20 protein-coding genes and 3 tRNA genes are annotated in these 21,687 nt (G+C 45.7%); 4 read left to right on the forward strand and 19 right to left on the reverse strand.

The genetic code is table 11. The annotated features are described in order from the left end of the window. The first annotated feature begins 42 nt into the window (after nt 1-42). Nucleotides 43-750 (forward strand): helix-turn-helix domain-containing protein, encoded by a 708-nt coding sequence (locus tag NST38_RS20980; protein ID WP_017687366.1) that lies wholly within the window; start codon nt 43-45, stop codon nt 748-750. A gap of 147 nt (nt 751-897) precedes the next feature. Here NST38_RS20980 and NST38_RS20985 read toward each other — a convergent pair whose 3' ends face one another. The 3 genes from NST38_RS20985 to NST38_RS20995 form a co-directional block, all read right to left on the reverse strand. Next, complete coding sequence (locus NST38_RS20985) at nt 898-3,819, reverse strand: insulinase family protein (RefSeq protein WP_076250803.1); 2,922 nt, start codon at nt 3,817-3,819, stop codon at nt 898-900. A gap of 371 nt (nt 3,820-4,190) precedes the next feature. Further along, nucleotides 4,191-4,276, reverse strand: a tRNA-Leu gene (locus NST38_RS20990). Nucleotides 4,277-4,692: 416 nt separating this feature from the next. Next, the gene (locus NST38_RS20995; RefSeq protein WP_076250801.1) at nt 4,693-5,151 is read right to left on the reverse strand and encodes a general stress protein; all 459 of its coding nucleotides are present in this window, start codon (nt 5,149-5,151) and stop codon (nt 4,693-4,695) included. A 207-nt stretch (nt 5,152-5,358) separates the two neighbouring features. On the opposite strand from NST38_RS20995, the gene NST38_RS21000 reads away from it, so the two are divergent. Next, nucleotides 5,359-5,583 carry a hypothetical protein gene (locus NST38_RS21000; RefSeq protein WP_017687353.1) on the forward strand — a complete coding sequence of 75 codons (225 nt, stop codon included), beginning with the start codon at nt 5,359-5,361 and terminating at the stop codon, nt 5,581-5,583. Nucleotides 5,584-5,777: 194 nt separating this feature from the next. Here NST38_RS21000 and NST38_RS21005 read toward each other — a convergent pair whose 3' ends face one another. Together NST38_RS21005 and NST38_RS21010 are read right to left on the reverse strand one after the other, a co-directional pair. After that, nucleotides 5,778-6,260, reverse strand: coding sequence for a NucA/NucB deoxyribonuclease domain-containing protein (locus NST38_RS21005; protein ID WP_076250799.1), 483 nt, complete (start codon nt 6,258-6,260; stop codon nt 5,778-5,780). Between the two features lie 109 nt (nt 6,261-6,369). Continuing rightward, the gene (locus NST38_RS21010; protein ID WP_076250797.1) at nt 6,370-7,518 is read right to left on the reverse strand and encodes a sensor histidine kinase; all 1,149 of its coding nucleotides are present in this window, start codon (nt 7,516-7,518) and stop codon (nt 6,370-6,372) included. A gap of 307 nt (nt 7,519-7,825) precedes the next feature. Here NST38_RS21010 and NST38_RS21015 point away from each other — a divergent pair, with 307 nt between their 5' ends. Together NST38_RS21015 and NST38_RS21020 are read left to right on the forward strand one after the other, a co-directional pair. Beyond that, nucleotides 7,826-8,020 carry a DUF6199 family natural product biosynthesis protein gene (locus NST38_RS21015; RefSeq protein ID WP_036614780.1) on the forward strand — a complete coding sequence of 65 codons (195 nt, stop codon included), beginning with the start codon at nt 7,826-7,828 and terminating at the stop codon, nt 8,018-8,020. Nucleotides 8,021-8,160: 140 nt separating this feature from the next. Beyond that, complete coding sequence (locus NST38_RS21020; protein ID WP_076250796.1) at nt 8,161-9,384, forward strand: MFS transporter; 1,224 nt, start codon at nt 8,161-8,163, stop codon at nt 9,382-9,384. Nucleotides 9,385-9,425: 41 nt separating this feature from the next. Here NST38_RS21020 and NST38_RS21025 read toward each other — a convergent pair whose 3' ends face one another. The 14 genes from NST38_RS21025 to NST38_RS21090 all read right to left on the reverse strand — a co-directional run bounded on the left by NST38_RS21025 (nt 9,426) and on the right by NST38_RS21090 (nt 21,536). Then, nucleotides 9,426-9,755 carry a DUF1904 family protein gene (locus NST38_RS21025; RefSeq protein WP_036614785.1) on the reverse strand — a complete coding sequence of 110 codons (330 nt, stop codon included), beginning with the start codon at nt 9,753-9,755 and terminating at the stop codon, nt 9,426-9,428. Nucleotides 9,756-9,915: 160 nt separating this feature from the next. Beyond that, nucleotides 9,916-10,029: a YjcZ family sporulation protein gene (locus NST38_RS21030; RefSeq protein ID WP_082219140.1), complete on the reverse strand. Its 114-nt coding sequence runs from the start codon at nt 10,027-10,029 to the stop codon at nt 9,916-9,918. A 116-nt stretch (nt 10,030-10,145) separates the two neighbouring features. Beyond that, nucleotides 10,146-10,820: a hypothetical protein gene (locus NST38_RS21035; RefSeq protein ID WP_341344046.1), complete on the reverse strand. Its 675-nt coding sequence runs from the start codon at nt 10,818-10,820 to the stop codon at nt 10,146-10,148. A gap of 171 nt (nt 10,821-10,991) precedes the next feature. Further along, nucleotides 10,992-11,171, reverse strand: a complete 180-nt coding sequence (locus tag NST38_RS21040) for a hypothetical protein (protein WP_062835425.1) — start codon at nt 11,169-11,171, stop codon at nt 10,992-10,994. 138 nt (nt 11,172-11,309) lie between these two features. Then, nucleotides 11,310-12,866 (reverse strand): tetratricopeptide repeat protein, encoded by a 1,557-nt coding sequence (locus NST38_RS21045; RefSeq protein WP_341344047.1) that lies wholly within the window; start codon nt 12,864-12,866, stop codon nt 11,310-11,312. Nucleotides 12,867-13,101: 235 nt separating this feature from the next. Next, entirely contained in the window at nt 13,102-13,524 is a 423-nt protein-coding gene (locus NST38_RS21050) for a hypothetical protein (RefSeq protein WP_036614795.1), read from the reverse strand. A gap of 181 nt (nt 13,525-13,705) precedes the next feature. Beyond that, a tRNA-Ile gene (locus NST38_RS21055) sits at nt 13,706-13,779 on the reverse strand. 56 nt (nt 13,780-13,835) lie between these two features. Further along, nucleotides 13,836-13,909 (reverse strand) — tRNA-Met (locus NST38_RS21060). A gap of 71 nt (nt 13,910-13,980) precedes the next feature. Continuing rightward, nucleotides 13,981-14,172 (reverse strand): hypothetical protein, encoded by a 192-nt coding sequence (locus tag NST38_RS21065; RefSeq protein ID WP_047843730.1) that lies wholly within the window; start codon nt 14,170-14,172, stop codon nt 13,981-13,983. A gap of 106 nt (nt 14,173-14,278) precedes the next feature. Beyond that, nucleotides 14,279-15,730 (reverse strand): ABC transporter substrate-binding protein, encoded by a 1,452-nt coding sequence (locus NST38_RS21070; RefSeq protein WP_047843731.1) that lies wholly within the window; start codon nt 15,728-15,730, stop codon nt 14,279-14,281. 20 nt (nt 15,731-15,750) lie between these two features. Continuing rightward, nucleotides 15,751-16,614: an ABC transporter ATP-binding protein gene (locus tag NST38_RS21075; protein WP_036614799.1), complete on the reverse strand. Its 864-nt coding sequence runs from the start codon at nt 16,612-16,614 to the stop codon at nt 15,751-15,753. 2 nt (nt 16,615-16,616) lie between these two features. Further along, nucleotides 16,617-19,535, reverse strand: a complete 2,919-nt coding sequence (locus tag NST38_RS21080) for an ABC transporter permease (RefSeq protein WP_341344048.1) — start codon at nt 19,533-19,535, stop codon at nt 16,617-16,619. Continuing rightward, nucleotides 19,535-20,644, reverse strand: a complete 1,110-nt coding sequence (locus NST38_RS21085; RefSeq protein ID WP_036614803.1) for an efflux RND transporter periplasmic adaptor subunit — start codon at nt 20,642-20,644, stop codon at nt 19,535-19,537. Before NST38_RS21085 ends, NST38_RS21080 begins: the two co-directional genes overlap by 1 nt. Next, on the reverse strand, nt 20,607-21,536 hold the full coding sequence (locus NST38_RS21090) for an ABC transporter ATP-binding protein (RefSeq protein WP_338706573.1): 930 nt from the start codon (nt 21,534-21,536) through the stop codon (nt 20,607-20,609). Before NST38_RS21090 ends, NST38_RS21085 begins: the two co-directional genes overlap by 38 nt. Between the last annotated feature and the right edge of the window lie 151 nt (nt 21,537-21,687).

Here is a 21,687-nt window from a genome sequence, read left to right on the forward strand (position 1 = left end):
TTCACGTACTCTCAAGAAACATTGGCATAAGGAGAACCGGTTATGAACAATATCAATCAGGAAGTTGGCAAGAAAATACGAAACTTTCGGAAGTGGCGGGGACTGACCATTCAACAGCTTGCGGATCAGATCTTCAAGAGCAAGGGGACTCTGTCCAAATATGAGAGCGGAGATATTACACTTGATCTGGTCACGTTACATCATATTGCGAACGCGCTCAACATTCAGGTGGAGCAACTCTTGTACCAAGAACCAAGGCATGCATCTCCCCTGATGAATGCGGTCCCGTCCAGCTTTTTCAAGAACTCCACACGTTTCTATTCTTACTTCTATGACGGGCGTAACAACAGTCTCATTCGTTGTGTCATTGACATGATGGCTCAATCGGATGCCAACCGTTATCGCACCGTGATGTATATGAATGTGAAGGATTTTGAGAACTACCAGGAGTGCGAGAATATGTATTGGGGCCACACCGAGCATTATGATACACTCACCACGCTGATTTTGAAAAATCAGGCCACGCCGCTGGAGAATCTATACATTAATATTCTGGCGTCTTTTCAGGAATCGGAGAAAAAGTGGGGACTGATGGCTGGTGTCTCCTTCAGACCTTTCATGCCTATCGCGCTCAAAATGTTATTCTCCAGAACCCCGCTGCCCGAGAATCAGGAGTTATATAATGAATTAAAAATCTCAAAGGAAGATCTGCGGACCCTGAAAATATACAACATGCTCGCTGTCACCTGAACAACGCAGTGTGTCACACATTCTCATATGGGATGGAGACAGTCCCTCCCCATTAGAAAAGGCACTTCTATAAGCTGTTGAAACCAGCTCATAAAAGTGCCTTTCGCTTTGACGCTTATTGGATCGTGGAATAAACGAGACTAACGCTTAGTTTTTAATTAAATCCAGCGTTTCGTCAAACATTTGTTTCTGTTCCTCAATCTTGTTCTCATTACCGATCACGCAGCGCTGTTGCTGTTCAAGTATGGCCGATAAAAGCTCAGCAAAACCGATAATGTCGCTTTCCTTCGTGCTTAACACTTCGTCACGTTCCTGTTGCAGATCCGCTTCAGTCACATTCGACAGATAACACTCCAGCGAGAATGCTCCTTCGCCATAAGGTGTTCTCGGCGTATCGAGATCCTGAATCGCACCAATGATATAACGCGTCATCTCCCGCTCGTCTGCCCGGAACTCGTTCAAATACTGCGGTATTTCTTCATATACTTTGTACGTTTTATCCAGGTTCGGATCACGATACGATGCAACGTAGCTGTCTCCGTTCCGTCTGAAGCCTGACATGCAGCCATAAGCTCCGCCTTTGGCCCGGATATTCGTCCACAAGTAATCCAGAGACAGGATTCCCTGCAAGACCCGTAGTGAGCCGGTGTATTGATATCCTTTGTCGATATAATTGCCCGTTTGCACCACGTACTGCACCTCTGAAGGAGAACGGAATCCTTCCTTATGAGTAGCCGGTGTGAATGTAAATTCTTCCTTGGCAACCTCATGTGTGAACAGCTTCGCTTTCAGATCGGATACCTGTTGCTCCAGTCCTTCATATCCCTGCTCATCGGCAGTATAACTAACAAGCAAGTTCTCCGGTCTGAAAATATACCCCGTCAACTCTTGCAGACTGGAAGATAACTCTTCTTTTCTCGCCTCAAAGTTCTCCTGAAGATCCTCAAGCCACTGGTAAAACGCGATACCACTCACAGCTTCTCTGAAATCCGCAACCGCTGAATGTTTGGACGAAGACCGGCCAATTCCTGCTGAATGTCCACTATTGATCAGATTACGTTGCAGGTTACCTTTCATCTGAGAGATGATCTCATATAACCGCTTCGAATTATCAAATTGGGACGTGAACACGATTTCTTTGATCATATCAAAGGCAAATCCAAGCTTGTCATACAACACTTTTGCGTTGAACTCATAGGTAGCCTTGAATTCATTGTGCTTATGCGCGTTAGCATAAGATCCTATCCCGCTATGAATACCACCCGAATGGATATGGATTTCATTGGACAGTTCATTGAACGAGTAGTTTTGAGTATCCACGTAACCCAGTACATTTTTCAGCAACCCTGCATACGGCAGGAGATGACGTGGCACTTCTTTGATATCAAACAACAGTCTCAGATAACCAATTCCGTTGGTGTAGAGGTTATGATGGAGAATGGTTGTGCCATCGACCTGGCTCACCGTTTGATGCAACGTAGAGGCCTTCGGTTCAATATCTTCAATCGATAACGTCGGAATGACCTGCTGCTGCTCTTTGGTTGAAGGTGTATTCTGATACTCGGCGAGCGCTTCTGTTTTCTGAATCAACGTCTGAACTTCTTCCTCACTAAGACCGGCCTGAATAGTTTTCAGACGTTCTTTCAACGCTTCCTCCTTGCGTGAGTTCAGCCCCTTATCCGGGGTAAGCGCCACAAAAGAAGTATGTGTGTTCTGCAAAATATATTTCTCAATCAGTTGCTCGAAGTAACCTTCGTTCATTTTTGTCCGCAGTTCAGCAAATACGTCATTGGCTTCTAAATGAGTGAAAGGCGCTTCTTCATCGTACAACCAGCTTTGCAGAGAGGAGAATCCGTAGATCAAGCCCTTCGGCATTCTGCCATAGTCCGCTTCCCTGTGATTGAACTCATACGAGTTAATTCCAGCAAGCAGCGCTTTTGGATCAAAACCTTCTTTTACCACACGCTCAAGCACTTCTTTGACCGTTCCCAGGAAATCCTCTTTGCTCGCCAGATTGCTCTTCTTCAGTCCCACAGTGAACACAGGCTGATACAGACTGTCATCATAGGAACCGTAGACGTCCTTCGCGATTCCTTTATCCAGCAACGCCTGCTTCAGTACCGCTCCCGGAGCGTTCAGCAGGGCGTATAACAAAATTTGAAACGAAATGTTCAGTTCCTTGTCTAGACTTGTGCCGATCACCGCGTTATAGGTCAAGAAGCTGTTATCCACTTCCGATTCCGTACTTCCCGCAGAGTAAGTCTTAACTGTGTCTACCCGTTCTGCAAAGGCAGGTTGAAGTTGAATGACCGAATCAATCTCGATTCGATCATATGCACTCAGGTAGTTCTCATCCAGCCATTGCAGCTTCTCTTCCATATCCATATCCCCGTAGAGATAGATGTAACTGTTGGAAGGATGATAGTATCTCGTGTGGAAATCCAGCAGCCCCTGATACGTTAAATCCAGAATAGCTTCCGGGAATCCGCCAGACTCGGAGGAGTATGTGGTATCCGGGAAAAGGGAGTTCAGCACTTCTCTGCGCACCATTCGTTCCGGTGAAGAAAAGGCCCCCTTCATCTCGTTATATACAACTCCGTTGTAGGTTAACTCATCATCTGCAGAGGCCAGGTTGTAGTTCCAACCTTCCTGCAAAAATATCTTTTCATTCTCATAAATATTTGTATTCAATACCGCATCTAGGTAAATATCCATCAGGTTATGGAAGTCATGATCATTACGACTCGCGATCGGGTAGATCGTCTTATCGGGATACGTCATGGCGTTAAGGAATGTATTTAATGAACCTTTCAGCAACTCAACAAAAGAATCCTTGGCCGGAAATTTCTTGGACCCACAGAGCACGGAGTGTTCTAGGATATGGGCTACCCCTGTATCATCTTCCGGAGGTGTACGGAAACCGATACTGAATACTTTGTTGTCGTCCTGATTGGACAAAAGTACAATTTTGGCTCCGGATTTCTGATGTTCCAATAGATACGCATCCGATTTCAGTTCTTCGATTCTGCGCTCCTGTAACACCTTGTATGGCTTAAGCTGTTTCAACATAAACTTGAGTCCTCCGTCCATAAGATTGTTTTATTGGTTTTGTGACTCTACATAAGTTCAAATATGTTTATTTACACGGGCACTCCGATGACAGAACAACATCTGTCCTCTCCGTTATCGTGTACATGTGTAGTTGAACCTATATCGTTCAGCAAGGTAAAGGTAATATATGCCTACGGATAGTATACACCATTGTTCTCTCTCTTCATAAAAGTCAGGTAAATGTCCCTTCTGATATGTATTATGCAGGGTTTATGTTTATGAGCTGCATGGTGATGTGGTCTGCAATGAAGTGACGATCATATTAAAGAACACAAAAAAAGATCGCATGCAGCTTGGTTAACAAGCGTCATACGATCTTCTTTTTAAGATGCCGAGGACCGGGATCGAACCGGTACGGTAGTCACCTACCGCAGGATTTTAAGTCCTGTGCGTCTGCCAATTCCGCCACCCCGGCAGGATTATGTATTTCTTGGCGACAAGAAATATCTTACCATGAACTAATTAACTTTGCAACACTTTTTTATAAAATAATCTAACTATATAAGTTTAACTAATGATTTACACGATAACGGAGAGGACAGAAAAAACTGAAAAAGCGAAGCGTTCGCCTTTATCACCGGATTTCCCCTTGAGAAGAGGGAATCGAAAAAATCTGGGGATAACAGCGATTAGAAGGTTATTCTGTCATCGGAGTGTCAGTGTAAATAATCTTTAGTTCAACTTAAAAAAATGAAACAGGCACTGCAAGCGTCAGCTCACAGTGCCTAGGAAGTCCGAGTTGCGGTCCCGGACTTCCGGTAAACCAATCTATATTAAGGGAGGTGTGAGATAAGAATACCTCCCCAACATTAAAGAAACCTAAAATCAGCCTTAAATTAAACTAAAAAGTAAAATAGGTCGAACACGAGCCGCTTCTTCCTCACTGCACTCCACGATAACCAAGATATGGTCCTTTAACAGCCAATCTTCGTAATACCGCGCATCCTCCTCCGAGATTCCCGCTTCAGTCAGTGTAAGCACCAAATCATCGGTCTCACTTCCAATCTCATTACCAGCGAGTCTACGCACTGCATTTCCGATCGACATCGTCTGATCCATTCGCTTCCCCAGACCAGCCAATATGCCTTTCAGAGCGCCAAAGGCACCATCTGTTCCGGCACCCTTCAAAGGTTTGGGTAGCCCCGTCTTTTCGCTCACCAGCTCCAGATTAAGCTGCTCCTTGGCCACCGCTCCTAAATTTTTCTCCTTGACGCCTTCCTCTTTCACCTTATTCAGCATAATTATAGCCTCGTTCTCGGTACGGGCCAGCCCAATAATCAATTGTGTCATTCCGTTCCCCTCCTTTTACCCTAATATAACCCCTTAATCCCCATTCAAAAACGGTTCGTCCACAGCTAAGACAAATCACCTAGAAGAATGTTGATTTCTCTTCTGGAAATCTATACCTAGTTCTGATAGACTAGATAAAGAAGACAAATTAACCATTGAAAACATTGACATATGGATTTAACATCTCATAATCAGGAGCAATGACTTATGAAAAAAGAGGTAGAAATTGCCATCCGGCGCAAGCAACAGATCATGGTTCGTAATACAAGCGGTCAGACGGTAACCGGATTTCCCGAGCGTACCGCTGATACATCCATTCTTTCCTTACGTACGGTCCACGGCAGTCTGTGGATACCGTTTGATGAGGTGGAACATGTTACGCGTCTGTTAAGCATCCGGTCTCATCATTTAAGCGGAATGCAACTCGTTTAGTCGGCTCTGTAATCCTAGAAACTCCAGTTCCCGTATAGATACGTTAACTAGATCTATTTATGCCAGCACTTTACACCAAAAAACCAGACGCATGCACGTCTGGTTTTTCTCTTCTACTTATCCTGTACCACGCTGCCACTGACCTCACAACAAAGGCCTTACAATCCTTATTTCTGCCCAACCATATCCTGTTGTTACTTCACTACAAACTTCACTCGTGTTCCATCCGGATATGTACTTAACTGATTCCCTACCCATGAACCTGCACCACGATTATCCTTCGGGGTAATGTACTGGATATCTGCACCTGTTCCTCCCTCAGCACACATCGCCATGGGCCACTCGTCACGATCCTTACCTTTTTTGACCGGAACACCCTTAAGTGATAGATCCCGATTGCCTTCCGCTCCATTACGATTAATGGTGCATACATCCGAATGCCCTGCCTTGATAGCAGCTTTAATATGGTTGGCTGTTTCGGGGTAACGCTCTGAAGGGAACGTAATGGTATGGTCTACACTCTTATTAGTCCCACCGAATGGATTAGGTATCTCCTCGGGCCATTCTCCCCCAGCCCAGGCGTAGAGGGCTACCAGCAGCATCGCTACCAGCGTCAGAACCTGCTTTTTGAAACCTTGTTTACCTTTACGCTTTCTTCTTGTGCGTCTCTTACTCATGCTGTGTCTCCCCCATTCAACACTTGCATTATAACAGAACGCCCGTTCGCAAAACAATCCAATATAATAAAAAAACAGCCGAGACCGCCCGGCTGTCCTGCTTGATTGATTATCCTACATTGGGAATGGCCTGTTGGCGCAGCAAGGGCAGTGTCACCTCAAACTGTGTACCTTTCCCCTCTGTACTCTCCACCGAAATCTGACCATTCATCAGTTCCAGCAGTTCTTTGCAGATGGTCAGACCAAGACCGCTTCCGCCAAATCGGCGCGCATGGGAGATGTCGGTCTGGGTAAATGCATCAAACAATGGTTCGATCTGATGCTGAGGAATGCCAATTCCCGTATCACGCACAGAAAATACCAATACAACGGTATCCATCAGTTGTTGTCTCACATCCACCTGTAACTGCACTTCACCTTGTTCCGTGAACTTAATTGCATTACTCAGCAAATTATCCAGTACCTGCCGAAGTCTTAGCGGATCACCGATAAGCACATCAGGAACATTCAGATCAGCATGACAGAGCAAACGAATTTGTTTATTCCGTGCCGCAGGTTCATGTGTCTTCACAATCTGTTGGATCAGCTTCAACGGCTGAAACTCAATGTTTTCAACATCCATTTTGCCTCTGCCCAGTTTCGCCATATCCAGGCTATTGTTAATGATGTTCAGCAGCGCCTCACCTGATTGACGTGCAAGCTCCAGATATTCTGTCTGCTCATCCGTAGTTTCACCCATACTGGCAAGTTCGATCATGCCCATAATGCCGTTAAGCGGGGTACGAAGCTCGTGATTCAGCTTGCCGATGAATTCCAATTGCCCTCTGCTGTTCATCTCAGCCATGGAAGTTGCAAACTTCAACTGCTGTTCGGCATACTTCCGTTCTGAAATATCGTATTGAATGCCTACAAAATATAAACACTCTCCGGATTCATTAAAGATCGGATCGATATTCAATTCGTTCCAGAACTTCTGACCACTTTTTGTATAATTTAAAATATCAATCTTAATGGATTGTTGTTTCTTTATTGCATCACGAATCTGCATTATCGTTTCCGGGTCTGTATCCTGCCCTTGCAAAAATCGGCAATTGTGTCCGACAGACTCTTCATACGTATATCCTGTCAGTTGGGTAAAGTGTTCGTTTACATACATGAGCGGAAGCTCAGGCAAGGTAGCATCGACCACCGTCACGGAGGATTTCACTTTCGAGATGATAAATTCCCATTGTAATGAGAGTTGATTATGTTGGCTCATGCCTTCCTCCTTCATCTCACACACATTAATGTTTATATATTCTGCAATCGTACATTATAAGGAGAGAAAACTAACCAGTCGGAATGTGTTGATATTAAATCAATATATTTTAATTGTAACATAGTTATTCAAGTCATGTGGTTTATGGGTAATAGTTGATAACTAACATTCCACAATAACCTAACTACTCACCAGGAGGAACATACATGAAATTTCTGTTAATTATCATCATTATTATTTTGATTGTAGTCTTTTTTACCAGACGCAAACGTTAAAATAAGATCCGTTATGTAAGTGAGAAAGGAAGATGGGTATGAGAACCCTCTTTTTTATATTCATGGTACTCTGTATCATCAATCTCTGTTTCCCAAAATTCGGCTGGTATCTGCGCTATGGCTGGATTTCCCGGGGCGAAGCCGAACCCAGCAGGCCTTATATGACTATGGTCAGAACGACCAGCCTGCTGATGTTGCTTATCGCCTTCACACTTGCTATGGCATGAACTATAGGCATTAGAAGATGACTGCCCTGTTGGGCAGTTTTTTTGTGATGAAATGACGGGAAAATGATAACTTTGTTTGTGGTGCAATGATGACAATGCCCGTAATATAGATATATCGTTTCGGAAAGGACATCATTGGCATGAACATCGCATTTTATCCGTACTGGGCCGCCAAGACGCTGCTCTCGCTTATTAATGTCATATATATCATGGTCATTACTACATTCATATACGGTCTCACTGGATCGGTACTCTCTGCTGCAATGTTTCCACTTATTCAGATCATTGCACGCATAATAGCCGGTCTCACTTTGCCATTACTTGTGAACCGTTTCCCATTCTCCAGACTATTGATCAGCATTTCCATAGCCAAAACATTAATCATGACCTGTATAGCCATTTCGTTGAATCACTTGATTTCACAACTGCCGCTTATATTGCTCGGAGTGATTGCATTATCCTTCTTGGACGGATGGGAAACTCCGTTACTGAAGACTTTAACGCCACGATTGGTTCAAGGTGAAGACCTTATAAAAGCAAATAGCCTACTATCTTTCTCCAATCAGACTGTAACCATTGTCGGTTACGCCATGACGGGATTCGCCGTGATGAACTGGGGGGCGTCACAGACCTTCTGGGCAGCTACAAGCCTGTCCTGGGCCGTTCTGATCTTCATGATTGCCATGGGCTCGCTCACACGGAATGTAGAACAACCTCAGAAATCTGCTGTATCGCGGAATGTATTGAGGGAAGGTTGGAGTATACTTTGGAAGAATCCATCATTACGGCTGATTACGCTTATGGGCATTGCCCAAGCACTTGCGGGTTCCATCTGGATCGGAGCTGTTACGCTGGCCTTTGCAAAAGAAGCTCTGGGACGAGGAGAAGGTTGGTGGGGACTCATGAACTCGAGTTACGCTGCTGGAACCATGCTTGGAGGTATTCTGGCTCTTGCACTAGCCAAACGTATTCAGAAGCATCTAATCGCTAGTATGACCATGGGTTCTCTTCTCTTCAGCCTGCTGACCGTCGTTTATGGTCTAAACAACCTGCCATGGCTCGCTCTGGTGTTATGCATACTGATGGGTCCAGTTCATCAGATTCGTGATGTGGCTCAGCAGACAGCGCTTCAGAACAGTGTACCTGTCGAATCCCTAACCAAGGTATACGCCACCCATGGCGTCCTGATATCCACGGTTATGAGTGTATCCATAGTTATCTTTGGTCTAGTCGCCGATCAACTGGGCGTTCGGTGGGTATACCTTATCGGTGGAGCCTTGTTTATTGTATCTGCGATATGCTCATTATCGTTGAGCAGAATTCACAGAAACCATCCCATTGCTAAACATACGAAAAATATGTAAATCAAAAGAGACGAGCAACATTCTGCTCGTCCCTCACAATCTCAATCCAATCGATAATCTGTAAGCGGCTTGCCTTTTTTATAATACAAAGTAGGTGACAATATATTGAAGAAAATGTGCACATCCGGCATATATGCTTCTTCCAAAATAGCTTGCACCGACGATGCAATCCGATTATGAATCTCCTGGTCACGTTGAAACATCAGAATCTCTATAGAAGCCGGAGAAGGTGTTAGCGCTTGTACATCATGACGCTCTGCCTTCATTCTCTCCCTTGGAATATGAGTAATTAGGGCCATCTGCTCTGTAATTTGGGGTACAACTTCCTCTAGCTGAGGACCTGTGAATCCTTTAAAGCGAATAAACGGCATTGCTATCCCTTCAATCTCTGTTAATAGTCTCTTATGTGATTTTAAGCACATTGTTTTCAGTTGTCAAATGTCATGGATGGCATATGTTGCTTCTTATAAACAGGAAAAGCCCCGCTGAAGTCTCAGCGGAGCCCACTGTTTGCACGTTTCTATACGTGACTTACAGCCAGAAAGATTTTGTGATGATCACGAGCAGGATAAAAAGCACAAGAATTGCACTTGTAGAAGTCCATCCGCCACCAGCATTACAACAACCGTATCCAACTTGACTCATTTGATTGGCCTCCTTTGAATTTCAAGGTATGCCATAACATATGCGTATTCCGTGCAAGTGACCGGGCGAATCGGCAAGTTCAACAGCCCATTCATCCGGGATTCATACCCGTTGATTTAACCGGATGGGGCTATGGAAATTTTCAGTTGTTTTTCTTGTGACTCCTGAGGTAAAGGGTCTGTATTTCCTCTGTCCAGAAGGATTGTACGAGTACGTGTATCACTTCGGGATGCCAGAACAACCTCTCCATCAGGTGTTATGCAATACGCGATTGGAATGGATATCTCGCTATCACGGTACGAACCATCCGCATGGCTAGTCCCCATGACAATACATTGATGCTTCAAGGCGATCTGCCGAGCCTCTTTGACCCACTCACTGTACTGCTCTTCACTGAACATGCCCACACCAATGGAATGCATCACAATGTCCACATTTCCTATATTCTCATTGCAAAATCCTTGCAGGACCAGCTCATCACACAACAAAGTGCTTATTACCCAACCCTGTTCCTCAACCCTCTCAGCAGGTGTATATTTAGCTTTTTCCAATACAATCTCTCCAGCCTTACTGATGATAATCGATCGGTCCTTTGGACGTTCGTCCAACCTGCGATGACCTGATACAATCATGGTTCCATTTTCAGCCGCCAGGCGGCAAGCGTCTTCGACATTCTGGTTCAGATAACCTTCAGGAAAGAATACTACATCTGCATCAGGGTGTTGCTTGAGTTCGGTTTCAAGCTGCAGCAAATCCTGTTCCAGCCTTGGTTGTCCAATGATAATTTTCAACTGGCATCCCCCATTCGATAATAAAAGCCGGTTCATACCCGAATAAGGTACGAAACCGGCTTAAAGGTTGTACGGACAGAACTCCTGCTAACCGTACTTCGCTTCAAGAGTAATTGGTTCTCATGTTATTGCTTGGTGAAACAATTACCTTTACAGTTGAATGATATGTAGTTAGGCATTTCTACGTTCAATACTATCATATATAGCCTGCCCATCATAGCTTCGATCTGTAGCGATATCTTTCACAAAGAGGGCGCTACCTGCTGCACTATTTGCATTTACAGACAGAAAGCTAACTGCACCCACAACCCACATCAATGGATATAATGCAACGGATAAAACTTTTTTCATATCTTTGTCTCCTTTTCTGCTTAAACAGACGATTGGTTGAATATCCCATTAATACGATTACAACCCAATTAGGTTTCAATTTTATATACAACCATCACTATTTCTAGACATACAGGAGACAAACTAAAATTGTTCCGTTCAGATCAATTCAAAACTCTGGAGCAACGCTGCTGCCTCTTCATGATCAGGTTCCAGAGCCAATACTTTATGCGTATATGACAGGGTTTCTTCTTCCAGTTCAAGTTCATAACAGCACACAGCCAAATCGTATAAGACGGCTGGATTATGGTTACTCGGATCGGCAACCAATGATATCTCCAGAAACCGTTTTGCATCCTCATACATATACATCTCATATAACAGCTGCCCTGCCAGAAATGCGAGACCTCCTTGCTGCTCCATCACGTAGTAGGACGACCACATCGTATGAATACCAGACTGAATATCAAGCATTTCCTCATCACTTGCATCAGGAAGAAGACTGGAAATGTGAGTAGCACTGTGAATCAAGAACTCCGCATCATATCCACCCAGACGCCAAAACGGCAAAATATGCTTTAACTCCATACTCTCTATTCGAGAGTCTACCCATTGTTTCATGCTGAAAAAGTCATCCGGTCCAAAACGTTCAACAAATCGATGGTAAGCCAGACGTGTGTTCACATAACTAATGGGTTCTTCAACCATCAACATGCACCCAACATTCAGATCTTTATAATGATGTGTTGTGAATCGAGTATGAGCGCCCTGTTGTTCAAGAACATATTGAATCGCATGGTAGTTAGCCGTTAGGGAAAAACTCCCGTGCAGAACAAATTCAGGTGGCTCTGCGAACTTCCAGTTATCCAGGCGATGATCCCCTTTATCAGCGGTAATTAACACATAACCCGACTGTGACAGCTTGTTCAACCGTTCGAGACAGGACAACCCGATTGCAGGGAACAGAATGTGCGAATCCTCCAGTTCCTCTTTGTACAATGTGATAAGCTCCTGATACGGATAGTTATCCGCACTGTATTCGGGCGCTCGGCGATACTCATAACTCAGCGTCATGTTCTTCAGCATCTCAGCGGGCTCAAGATCAAGACGACGATCCGGAGACTGTACAAGCAGATCACACTCATAGATCTCGCCATCCCCAATGTAGATTAATTCCTGTGGAATGCTGTCAAAAAAGTAATTAGCAATCAACAACAACGGTTGTTTCAGATCACCGGGCCGAATAACCGTGCCTGCAACGGCCAGATTCAATTCCGTATCCGCTACAGCATCAAAACGTGCAAAATCCACTATACCTTGTTCAATAAAGGATTGCATGGATGGATGCTCTTTCCATCCCAGCACATTCTCTGCAACCAGATCCGTCATCACATATCTGAAAGGCGGTAACTGTATTCCAGCAAATTCTTTTAACTCAATCAGTTTCAGGAGAACTTGGTGTGCCAAACGCCCTACACCCGCTCCAAGTTCAAGAATGGTTACGGTCTCGCTGATCTTTCCTTTGTTCGAGAGGTCCTGAAGAAAGCCAAAGATCATCTCTGCATACGCCGTGGCAATCATCGGATTACTCGTAATATATTGAGGGACTTGGTTCTCTGTCCAAGCTTGTAGCCCCTTCTGTTCATAATAAGCTCTTTGCCAATCCCATACCGGAGCTTCACTGTAACGAAAACGTTGACTTTCATTTAACGTCATTAAACGGAAACCTGCTTTCTATCACTAATTTCATACGTTTCTCAGATGTTCACGTATTATTTTATGTCCAATACCATTCAATCTCTGTAATACATTATATCATAGAACCCTACCTACTCGATGAAGTTCAGTTTTCCCCTTCAACAGGAAAAAACCTGCTTTTGAGGGCAGGTCCTTGAGGCCTTTCAATTAAGAAGACTACTGATCTAGTTTACTTAGGCAAGGACGCTCAACATTAGTCGGAATATACAGCTCCATCAAAGTTCTCAGGGCCTACACGGATCGTACCGAGCAAGTTGGAACTGATAAATGCAGTGTACGTCAATTGAGGTGTGATAGGCGGGTTGAAGTCATCTGCAGAGAACGTAATAATCTGAGGTGCAAGGACACTCAAGCTAAACGTAGACGTTGCGGAATAGATCACAGGGTCCGTAGCCAAAGTCCCCCTAACAATTGTAATAGTTACACCAACGAGTGCCAAAGGAAGTTGCACAGACACCGTTCCTTTGAATTGTACCCGCGGGTTTGCCCCTGCTCCTGCTGTTTGCAGACCAATCTGACCGAATAATTGTGGTGTATTAATAACCAGGATTGGTATTGCAATAGAGTTAGCCAAACTCGCATTCTGAGATGTTCTTGCATCAAGAAATTGACTCATGAAATCTACCTCCTATGGGTTGGGATAAGGTAGTATATGCGAGATTTGAGATATGGCATGGACATACATCGTGATTCGAAAAAAAGGGCATACTAGAAAGACACCATTACAAGATACCTTTTACTTCAGAGCTTACATGCAGACAGAAAAAAACCCTTGCTAGGCAAGGGTTTTAAGAGTATGGGCCCTACAGGACTCGAACCTGTGACCAATCGGTTATGAGCCGACCGCTCTAACCAACTGAGCTAAGGGCCCTAGACATAATGTATAACGTGCAGATGATGGCTGTGAATCATCCAAGTGAAACTAAATTGCGGGGGCAGGATTTGAACCTGCGGCCTTCGGGTTATGAGCCCGACGAGCTACCGGGCTGCTCCACCCCGCGTCAGTAATAAATATTAAAACAGCGACTTAATTAATATACACCATTCTATCCCAATAAGTCAAGGGGTAATGTCAGGGAATAAAACGTACACCGTAACGTCCTTTACGTGATCGATAAACTTCCACTTCCGCTGGTTCATTATGACCGTAAATCCACCCATCCTGCTCCATACGTTTGGCCAGACATCCTGCCTGAAATTTGGTTGCATACAACTTGCTGAAATATACCCAGTGCATACCGCTCGTCCTTTCCGGAGTCGTCATTTATTCCTGCTTTTTGTAGAATACCCCATTTTCATAAAAATAGCCGCCAAAGATTAAAATCTTCAGCGGCTATCCTAAACTTATGATATGACTACTTCATCAAATCTCATTGAAACGTAGCTTTAGGATCCTTTTTCAATTTCTCCAGCATCTCGTTTCCTTTAGCTGCCCACTCACCAAGCGCTTCTTTTGGTGTCTTTTTGTTCTCTAGTACTTGGTTGAAATATTCCATACCTTTTTCATTCACTTGCCATAAGCCTGGGGATTTTTGATACATTTTATCCAGATTGGTATTGGTTGGCGGAATTGGCTTCAGCGCATAGAATGCTTGAATGTTATAATCCAGGCCATCTTTGGGCTTAATGAAGCTCTTACGTGATACCATCTCATAGCTGCTACGTGCTTTGATCTTAGCCCAGTCCTCACTGTTCATGTACTTGATCAGTTCCCACGCATCATCCGGGTTCTGAGCCGCACTATTAATCGCCATGAGGTTGCTCAGGTAGATGCTACCTCCAATTTCAGGAGCTTCCGGGTGAACTGGAGGTGTTACCACATCCCAATCCACTTTCGTAAAGTCTTTCATTTTATCCGCATTTTTATTAGCATCAATTAATTGATTAATATAGCTGTAATCACCAATAACCATGGCTGACTTGCCACTCAGGAATAGGTCACCCTGTACTGGATCATAACGTCCATTCGGATTCTGATCCTGCGGTTCGTCGCCTTTAGGAATAACTTTGTCAATTGCAAGTTTGCTGATGGTGCTCCACACTTTCTCCCATTGAGGAGAATCTACGGTCATCTTCTCTGCTTTGTCATCAAACGTCTTCAGCTGCAACGAGCTGTAGTACTGTTGCATGGAGTAGTACGGCGAACCTCCCTGATATGTCGTGAAGGAGAAACCAAATACATGATCTTTACCTTCACCTTTCGTTAGACGGGTACCCAGATTGAAAATATCGTCCCATGTCATGTTGTCCGTTGGCGGTTCCACGCCTGCTTTTTCAAACATACCCTTGTTATAGAACAAAGCCGAGGAGGAGAACGTTGGTGTCAATGCATAAATGCTCTGATCCCCAAGGTCCTTAATTCCCTCCAGTACACTAGGCACGATATCACTGGTATCAAACTTATCTTCCTGCATCAGTGGGTCCAGCTGTTTCACCAGATTCTCCTGAATTAATGATTTCACTGTGGCGGTATCGGCCACGATAACGTCAACCGGGTTATCCCCAGTCATAATCTTCTTCAGACTTTCCATTGTATCTGGAACTTCTGGCTGTTCTTCCGTGTTGCCATACCCATACATACTGCTCTGATCAACAGCAGCTACAATTTCGATGGTTACATTGGGATGTGTCAATTCAAAAGCATCGGTAAATTGCTGACGGAAGTAACTGTCATCCTGTCCTCCCCACAACGTAGCCACACGTAATACACGCTGCTCCGTATCCTTGGCCTCACTTGCCGTACAACCGGCAATCAGCGGCAGTGCTAGCGTCGCAGTAGCGATGACAGCCAGCACACGTTTTCCCCACATACTATTCTTCATTTCCCAGTTCCCCCTCTTAATTATCTTGGCGGTGTAATGACAATACGTTCACCGTCAAATTCCAATGTCGCCCGGTTATCAATGGATAAGGCCTCCAGATACTCTTTTGGCACCTGAAGTCGTCCTGCACGGTCTATAATGACAAATGCTTCATGGATGTCTGGCATACCCGCCTCGGACAAGTTATGCTCATCATCCAGATTCGGGTTGCGCTTCACAAACTCGGTACTGGTCAAGCCGTCCCGAATCGCAACGATCCGGTCCACCTTGCCAGCAAGCGTCAAGTCATGGGTAACGATGACAATCGTAACGCCAAGTTCCTTGTTCATTCTTCGAAAAATGCCCATGATTGTATCACATGTCTCGGAATCGACCGAACCGGTAGGTTCATCTGCAAGCAGAATTTTGGGACGATTGGATAATGAGATCGCAATCGCTACCCGTTGTTGCTCTCCTCCTGACAATTGATGCAATTTGTTATGCATCCGATCCTTAAGGCCTACCCATTCGAGCAACTGTTTCGCGTAAGCACGATCACGCTTGCCTCCCAGAATCATGGGAGTCTCCACATTTTCCAGTGCAGTGAGATAAGGCAGCAAGTTACGACCGTTATTTTGCCAAATAAAACCTACCGTATGACGTTTGTATTCGACCAATTGGGCATCTGTCATTTTCAGCAAATCCCAGTCTCCCACAACAGCCGTACCAGCTGTAGGACGATCAAGTCCGCCCAGAATATTCAGCAGCGTGGATTTACCGCTACCGCTGTTCCCGATGATGGCCATCATTTCACCTTGATTGACAGTCAGGTTGAGACCCTGAAGGGCAACGACTTCCACATCGCTGGATTTAAAAATTTTGACAAGTCCTTCGCATTGGATCACGTTTACCTCTCCTCTCCCATTTTGACTGCCTGGTGAACTCGCAATCTGCGAATCTGCCAGAGCAACATCGTTGCACCAATGACCAGCATCACTACGGTGACCCCATACAGTTGCAACATATCTTGCTGTTCAAACACAATCCGGAACGGAGGTACCTGGGCAGATACATTATCCGTCGTTTGCAGGAATGGCAGGAATAAACGACTGGATACCTGACCAATCCCAATACCTAGCAGGATCGATAGACCTGCTGTGAACACCTGCTCCAGCAGCAACATGCCGCTTAGTTGTGCCCGGGATAACCCCATGGCCCGTAATACACCAAACTGCACAACACGTCCGGACAGGTTGAAGAACCAGTACAGCACGTATCCGATCAACGAGATAATAACCGATACCAGGAATCCAAGGCTCAGTATCCCGAATACGCCACCTCTTGACGGATGTTTAGCCTGAGATACCAATTCGGTACGTACGTCACGTACAGACGATAACTCAATGCCTTCTGCTGCAAGTTTCTCCATTAGTGGAGCCACTTTGGCATCCGGTTCCATTTTCAGCCACACCTCATAAGGAATCAAAGGTACCTGATCATAGATATAATCCAGATTCGCCACGAAAAATGGCATCTGATCCGGATACTGGGCTGGCCAGTAAGGAATAATTCCGAAGACTACGAATTCAATCGCCTGTCCCTGTACACCCATGGAGACGAGGTCTCCAGTTTTGAGTTTGAACTTGTCAGCAAATTTGGAAGAGATCAATACAGCCCCTTCATATTTACCAAGCAAGTCAAGGTACTTGTAGGGATGTGCCGGGAACAGATCATTGCGGAACCACGCCACTTGAGCAAAGTCCACATTATCAATTCCGACCAGCATCCCCTGTCCACCCGATTTACCAGAGACGATAATATTGCCTTTGGTCTGCAGCACACGTGCTGCATGTTCAACCCCGTCTAATCTGCGGAACACCTCGAATGGAGGTTCGGAGTAGATGACTTTGGATGGCTGCGAAGAACCGCCACCACCTGGAGCACCTCCACCGCCGTTGCCTCCGCCGGAACCACCACCAGCAGAACCTCCTCCTCCATTGCCACCACCTTGTTGACCTCCACCCGTACCGCCATTCTGTCCGGAACCACCAGGTTTAACCTCAGGTGTCCCTTCCCACACAGTCTGCATAATCACATCAGAACCATAACGGTACAAGGTACGCTCAGTGGAATTCAGATCAATCGTCCGAGCTGCAGCCGAGTTGTACACCCCAAGTCCCAGTGTCAGTACAAGGAGGATCATCAGCGGGTAATAGGAAGAAGATGAACGCGATAACTGCGTTAATGTCAGATACAACGGGACCGGGAGAAACTTGCGACCGATCAACTGAATAAGCTTTAATATCCACGGGAACAAGCGCAAGAAGAATAGTCCAAGCGCAAAGATCGCGAGTGCGGGTACAAAGAATAGAAACGGTTGTACCTGCAACTGATCGGTTGTCATTCCGGTCTGGAAGGTCAACATCTGACGTTCATAGAACAGGTAGTATCCATATCCAGCCAGACCCAGCAACACAACGTCCAGGAACCAGCGCTGCCATACTGGAGCACGGTCTGTTCGTGCTTGCCGCCGTTTGGCAGATACAATGGTTGCCCGTGCATAGGTTATCGCAGGGATAAGTGATGCGATGATCGCTACAAGGACCGCTGCTACTCCCAGGAGAATAGCTTCTTTTGATACACCGATCGGAATAGACTTCCGATCTACGAACGAGAGAAAGCCACTTGCTGAACCAATACTCTTGGCCATAAACCAACCAAGCAACGGCCCAATAACCAGCGCAATAGCGCCCAGAAATATGCCTTCAAGCAAGTAGAGAGAGAAGATCTGCCGAGCTGAAGCTCCACGACTGCGCAATACCGCAATATCACTCTCTTGCTTCTGTAATGACTGTCTGGCGTTCATCGCAATAAAATAAAAGACCATCGCAATCATCGGTGCTGCCAAGGTAAACAACATGGTCTGCAGTTGCAGACTCTGACTGCGGAACTGCTTGAGCAGATCACCAAAGGTGATGTCCACTTTTGTATCTTTCAGCCGCTGGTACAGATCGATATCCAGCCTTTCCAGCATGGAAGTCAGACCTGATAACTGGCTGGTTTGAATTTCTTTCAGATCAAAGGCATAATACCAACGTGAATTTTGAAGTGGAATCCCTTTTTCCTTCAGTAAAACATCATTAAAAACCGATTCATCCACATATAGTCCATTCATCATGCCGTCAAATCCTTGTACCCAGTAAGGGCTGTTTGGATCATCTGCCTTGAAGGACCCGGTGATCTTCACACGTAACGTGATATCAAGACCGCTATACACCGGATATTTCAGAATATCGCCGATATGCAGGTCGTTACGGTACATACCCTCTTCCAACATGACTGCCTCGATCGTGTCATCTTTGACCTGGTTTCCAGGTTTCACCCCGGCAGAGTAATTCACCTGTGCATCCAGCCCACTCATCGTACCCAGACTCATACTGCGCGCCCTGCTGGCATCCACTTTGGTTGGATCTTCCGGGCTCACCTCTGTGCTGCGAATGGATCTCGAATTCACATACGTATGAAAAGGAAACCCGATGTCGCGAGGAACATCCTCACGAATATAACGATCTACTTCATCCAGACCCCGTGTGTCTGTCTTCACGCCACCGGGTGCCTGATAACTCATAAGCAACGAACCGGCTGGCAACCCTTCACTGTTATCCTGCAGCGTTTGCGCGACGACCCGTTTCAACGCACCATCGGCATACATTGGAATACTGACGGTGAACGCTACCGCCACAATCAATCCGATCAGTGTGCTGAAGGTCATCCAGCGCGTGTTCCACATTTTGCGGAACAGCAGCCGAAGCAATGGCAGCCCCATTAGCGTCCCACTACTTTCTGACCTACGGTCAGACCTTTCAGAATCTCGACATCTGTCGATGTCTGCTGTCCAACTTCAACGTCCACTTCACGCTTGCTGCCATCACTCTCCACCACTTGTACATACGTTCTTGAACCGATGGAGCGTAAAGCGGATACAGGAATCACAATTGCGTTCTCGGTACGCTGCGTTACAATCGAGACCGATAGTGGTGTGCCACGTTCGACGCCTTTTGGCATTTTTGCAAGTGTAACGATGACATACTTATCCAGCGTTTCCTTGGTTGGAGGCGTACCGCCTTCACCCGTCCCTTCGCCACTGCCGCTTCCCGATGCTTCCGCGATAGGCATAACTTTAATTTTGCCAGCGACTTTACCAGCTCCATTAATATCTACTTCTGCCTTCATACCGGCCGAGAACTTCTCCAGATCTTCCTTGGCAAAGGTAGCTGCCACAACCAGATTCGATGTATCCGCAATCGTAGCAATCGGATCATACGCTTTCACGGTTGCACCCTTCTCTACCTGCACTGCAATAACGGTGCCGCCAAACGGAGCGGTCAACGTGGCTTTGCCCAGTTGTTCCTCCAGATCAGCGAGTTCCTGGCGTAGTTCTTCAAACGCAATCGTTGATTCTTCGAACTCTACCGGGTCCATCTCATCCTTCTTGCGGAGTGTTTCCTTCATTTGAACTTCGGATTTGCGAATAGCCAGTTTCTTGCCACGGATCTCCTTTTCTACACTCTCCACATCGAGGACAGCAAGAAGTTGACCCTTTTTCACTTTATCCCCTGGTTTAACATTTAACTCTTTGACATGCATGCCATCAAGCGTGAAGTACACCTTCTCTTCCCGCTGACTCATCATCTTGCCGCTGCCACTTACTTTTTTCTCCAACGTTTCCGTCCGGACTTCATATTCCGGTTTCTTGGAGATCGTTGGTGGTGTAATAGGCGGAAGCACTTCTTCCTCTGTTTCTGACGGCAGCAATGAGCAGCCGGACATCGTTGCAACCATTATCGCACCGAGTACAATAATCGCTGCGCGTTTCCCCCTCTTCGGAGCGGCCCCTTTACTTGATAAATCTGCCGTCCGCCATTTCATAAACATGGTCCGCAACCTCCAAAATTGTAGGATCGTGTGTAGTCATACATATTGTTACTTGTTCTACTTCAATAATATTGCGGAATACGGCCATGACCTGAGCGCCCATCTTGGAATCCAGTTCAGCTGTAGGTTCATCCGCAAGCAACAATCTGGGTCTATGGGCAATCGCCTTGGCTATAGCCACCCGCTGCTGCTCTCCCCCGGACATCTCGAAAGGTCGGTGCTTCACCCGTTTGGATAGTCCAACCAGATCCAGACAGTGACCAACCCTGTCCTTCCACTCCGCTCGCGGAACGTCCGCCATGCGCAGCGACAGTTCTACATTTTCCCAAGCAGATAATAAGGGCATGAGTGCATATGCCTGGAAAATAAAACCGATCTCTTTGCGCCGCAAAGCGGTCCGCCGCCGGTCTCCCCAATCCTGAAGAGGCTGACCAGAGAACAGAATGTCTCCACTTGAAGGCTGATCCAGTCCACCGAGCATATTCAGTAGTGTTGTTTTGCCTGAGCCCGATCGCCCCTTCAGCATGACCAGTTGTTGCGGATTCACTTCCATATCAATGCCTTTGAGCACATGGATAATGCGACTGCCTGTCTGGAAACTGCGATGCACGTTACGCACCTCCAGTACAGGTCCATCATATGGAGGCAGCATATCCTTCTTTGGTTTGATCTTCTTCTGGGGTTCATCAACAGTGATGACAGCAGCTGCAGCCACTTCATCTGAAGCGATTTCACTTTCAGGTAACGGAGGTTTACTCGTCGGGTAATCGTGTTCATTGTTGTATGTATTTTCCCCCGACTCCGTCGATGCCTCCAACGGTGTTTCCCCCTGTTGATGTTCATCGCCTGACTGGCTCTTGGCAGGTCTTTTTCTGAGAAATAAATTCTTCATGCCAGCAATCACGCTCATCCTTTCTTGAAATCCCGTTCATTTCTTCAAAAAACCTAAAATTAGAAATCTGTTCCATCCTACACTGAATTATAAACGACCGATCACAACTAAAAGTTACAAGCTTTTTACAACGGTAGAGAGAAAAAGTTAA

Origin of the sequence: Paenibacillus sp. FSL H8-0104, assembly GCF_038050215.1 — a bacterium.
GTDB lineage: Bacteria > Bacillota > Bacilli > Paenibacillales > Paenibacillaceae > Paenibacillus > Paenibacillus amylolyticus.